4 protein-coding genes and 1 pseudogene are annotated in these 3,771 nt (G+C 61.8%); 3 read left to right on the plus strand and 2 right to left on the minus strand.

Annotation, left to right across the window (positions count from 1 at the left end):
- Positions 1-1,200, minus strand: a 1,200-nt coding sequence (locus RWT78_RS28620; RefSeq protein ID WP_314682744.1) for an adenylosuccinate synthase, incomplete at its 3' end; no start/stop codon positions are given.
- A gap of 282 nt (positions 1,201-1,482) precedes the next feature.
- On the opposite strand from RWT78_RS28620, the gene RWT78_RS28625 reads away from it, so the two are divergent.
- The 3 genes from RWT78_RS28625 (at position 1,483) to RWT78_RS28635 (ending at position 3,483) form a co-directional block, all read left to right on the plus strand.
- Positions 1,483-2,157 (plus strand): hypothetical protein, encoded by a 675-nt coding sequence (locus tag RWT78_RS28625; protein WP_080961056.1) that lies wholly within the window; start codon positions 1,483-1,485, stop codon positions 2,155-2,157.
- Entirely contained in the window at positions 2,154-2,924 is a 771-nt protein-coding gene (locus RWT78_RS28630; protein WP_003944319.1) for a site-2 protease family protein, read from the plus strand. The genes RWT78_RS28625 and RWT78_RS28630 overlap by 4 nt, the downstream gene beginning before the upstream one ends.
- A gap of 70 nt (positions 2,925-2,994) precedes the next feature.
- The gene (locus RWT78_RS28635) at positions 2,995-3,483 is read left to right on the plus strand and encodes a GNAT family N-acetyltransferase (protein ID WP_021333947.1); all 489 of its coding nucleotides are present in this window, start codon (positions 2,995-2,997) and stop codon (positions 3,481-3,483) included.
- Between the two features lie 100 nt (positions 3,484-3,583).
- Here RWT78_RS28635 and RWT78_RS28640 read toward each other — a convergent pair.
- A pseudogene (locus RWT78_RS28640) lies at positions 3,584-3,771 on the minus strand (HNH endonuclease signature motif containing protein); the annotation flags it as partial.

Genomic DNA, 3,771 nt, shown 5'->3' on the forward strand with positions numbered 1-3,771 from the left:
ACGAAGCACGTAGTTCTGCGCATTCTGCGGCAGTTCCTCGAAGGTGCGAGCCTCCGAGATGTCTTCCCACCAGCCGGGCATCTCTTCGTAGATGGGCTTGGCGTGGTGAATGTCGCTCTGTGACATCGGCATTTCGTCGTGGCGGACACCGTCCACCTCGTACGCGACACAGATCGGCACGGTGTCGAGGCTGCTCAGCACGTCCAGCTTGGTGAGGAAGTAGTCGGTGATGCCGTTGACGCGCGTCGCGTAACGCGCGATGACAGCGTCGAACCATCCCGTACGACGAGCGCGTCCGGTGGTGACACCGACCTCGCCGCCCTGCTTCGCCAGGTATGCGCCGTGATCGTCGAACAGCTCCGTCGGGAACGGACCGGAACCGACACGCGTCGTGTACGCCTTCAGGATGCCGAGCACTGTGGTGATCTTGGTGGGACCGATTCCCGAACCGACCGCCGCACCACCCGAAGTGGGGTTGGACGAGGTCACGTACGGGTACGTGCCGTGGTCGACGTCCAGCAGAGTGCCCTGCGAACCTTCGAGCAGAACGGTCTCGCCGCGCTCGAGGGCGAGGTTGAGCTCCAGGCGCGTGTCCGAGATGCGGTGCTTGAAACCCTCGGCCTGCGTCAGTACCTCTTCGACGACCTGCTGCGGGTCGAGTGCCTTGCGGTTGTAGATCTTGACCAGCACCTGGTTCTTGAATTCGAGTGCTGCTTCGACCTTCTGGGTCAGGATCTTCTCGTCAAGGACGTCCGCGGCACGGACACCGACACGGGCGATCTTGTCCTGGTAGCACGGGCCGATACCGCGGCCGGTCGTGCCGATCTTCTTCGCTCCCAGGAAGCGTTCGGTGACCTTGTCGATGGCCACGTGGTACGGCATGATCAGGTGCGCATCAGCAGAAAGCAGCAGGCGGGACGTGTCCACGCCGCGCTCTTCCAGGCCTGCCAATTCGGTCAACAACACACCCGGGTCGACGACGACACCGTTACCGATGACGTTGTTGACGGCGGGGGTGAGGATTCCGGACGGGATGAGGTGCAGTGCGAACTTGTCACCGTTCGGCAGAACCACGGTGTGTCCGGCGTTGTTACCGCCCTGGTATCGCACGACCCACTGAAGCTGCTCGCCCAGTAGATCTGTAGCTTTGCCCTTACCTTCGTCGCCCCACTGGGCGCCGATCAGGACGATTGCCGGCATGACGTTGTCTCCTACGGTCGACGTGCAGCAGTTGTCCCGCCGCATTGGTACTGCCTGGCTTCCGCGCACATGATGCAGCGCCGAACTGTTGCAGTGACCGAAGGAGCAGTCTAGCCCAGAGCACCAGACCAGACCTGACGGTCCAGAATTTGGCCGGTGACCATCACGATTGCGAGTCGACACAGAGACTCGCACTAAGATCGTCGGCAGTGATTCGGACGGCCATTTCGGGGAAGGGTGGCGAGGTCCCACTACCCGAAAAGAAGTCTGATCGAGCTAGGAGTGGCTTTGACCCCTGTGGTGCTCAAATGTGGCGATTCGCCGGTTCCACTCCCCCTGGGTGAACTCACGTCGTTCACTGTCCCCGAGCTTCCGGAGAAGCAAGACTTCGACGAGGCACTGTCCCAACTGCAGGTCGTGACGGAGCCGCGCTTGATCGTCGTGGGCAACGACGGCGCGTTTGCCGCGGCATTGACGCGGTTGATGCGATTGGAGCGACTCAACGTCGAACTCGCCTACGTCACCGAGAACAGGTCCGACGCGACCGATGCGTACAAACTCGCGACCGGTGCACGAGCTGCGCGCACGGCCTTGAAAGGCACAGTCCACACCGTCCCGCTCATTCGCGACGACGCTGGAATCGCGCTGGTAGGTGCAGCAACTGTCACGGGTCCGGCGGATGCAGACGAACTGATCGGCGAGGCCTACGTCGACGACAACAAGCTGTTCTCCGGCACAGTCCCCGGCATCCGGATAGTGCCGAGCCCCAAGCTCCCCGGGATCAAGGCATCAGTCGACCGCAAGAGCCGCTGGAGCGGGCGACGCTGGCTGGAAGGCCGAGCCATTCAACTGGGCTCGCCGGCAGCGCGACTGGTACGCGACGGGGTGGCCAACCCACGCGATCTGAAGCGTTCGACCTTCTACCGGCACGACAAGACTTGGTTGTTGGTCAGGTGAGAACCGGAGCAGCACGGTCGGCGGTTCGGCCGAGCCCTGTCTTCCTCGGCGTCGTTGCGATCACTGTCATCGCCGGAATCGTCGCTTGGAACTCGACGTGGGGTTCCATCGCGGGCCGCGCGGGTGTTTTTGTCCTCGTGGTTGCCGGCTGGGTGGTCACGCTCTGCTTGCACGAATTCGCGCATGCCTATCTGGCGTGGCGTCATGGAGACACCGACGTCGAGGCTCGTGGCTACCTGACGCTCAACCCGCTCAAGTACAGCCATCCGATGCTCTCGATCGGTCTGCCGGTGCTGTTCATCGCATTGGGCGGCATCGGGCTTCCCGGCGGCGCCGTGTACCTGCGCACCGGGATGTTCCCGCCCAAGGTGCAGGCCCGAATATCGCTCGCCGGTCCGTTCACGAATGCCGTCGCCGCCGTGATCCTCCTCGTCGTCATACGTACGTACGGCTCATCGGCCGAGCATCTGACGTTCTGGGCCGGCCTCAGTTTCCTGGCCTTCTTGCAGGTCATGGCAACAGTTTTGAACCTGCTCCCAGTCCCGGGTCTGGACGGTTACAACGCACTGGAGCCCTACCTCGCACCCAACACACGGCACCAACTCGACCAGTTCAAGCCGTACGGACTGCTCCTGCTGGTTGCGCTCCTGTTCGTCCCACAGATCAATGTCGTCTTCTTCGACGCGATCTACTGGATCTTCGAATTGAGCGGTGTGTCCGACTACTACGCCATGCTCGGTAACGCCCTCATGCGTTTTTGGACGTGATCGAGTGCGCTGGAGGAGACTCGTGAGAGTCTGACATTTCAGACATTCATTCTTCTTCAGGGGAGCATCGATGATTGCGACGTCATTTCAGTCCGGCGGAGTGGAGTACACCCTCACGCGGGCCGAGATTCGACACGTGGAGGCACTGATCGACTTGCTCGCCGACGACCCGATCGGCAGCACCCGGGAGACGACCAACCCCGAAGCCCGAACGATCTACGAGGACGCGTTCAAGCGAATCGACGAGGATCCGGCTCAACTTCTCGTCACCGTTCTGGTCGGCGACGCGGTAGTCGGCACAATGCAATTGACCTTCATTCCGGGTATGAGCCGGATGGGTGCGACGCGACTGCAGATCGAAGCTGTTCGCGTCCACGAGGACTACCGAAGTAAAGGCATCGGCAGTTCGATGATCCGATGGGCCTGCGAAGAAGGTGCCCGGCGCGGCGCGTTTCTGGCGCAGCTCACCTCGGATCAAACTCGCAAGGAAGCTCACGACTTCTACGAGCGACTCGGATTTGTGGCCTCCCATGTCGGGTTCAAGAAGTCACTGAGCTGACGCCCTGCCACAAAACTCCCAAACTCGGGGACTCCCAAACGCGAGCTCGAGCACCGGGGCATGGTTGTGCCCCGGTGCTCACGTCTTCAGTTGTCGCGATTCACGCCGCGGTGGGCGGACTGTTCCCGCCGATGCGCCGCTGGAACGGATCAATCGACATCGGTGGATAGAACACTGTTTTTCGGTCGGGGCCGATCTCGACCCGCCATTCGGTGTGGTGCAGCGTCCGGTGATGATGACCGCACAACAAGATCAGGTTGTCGAGATCTGTTGGGCCACCATCGTTCC

The sequence above is a fragment of the uncultured Rhodococcus sp. genome, assembly GCF_963525155.1.
GTDB lineage: Bacteria > Actinomycetota > Actinomycetes > Mycobacteriales > Mycobacteriaceae > Rhodococcus_F > Rhodococcus_F qingshengii.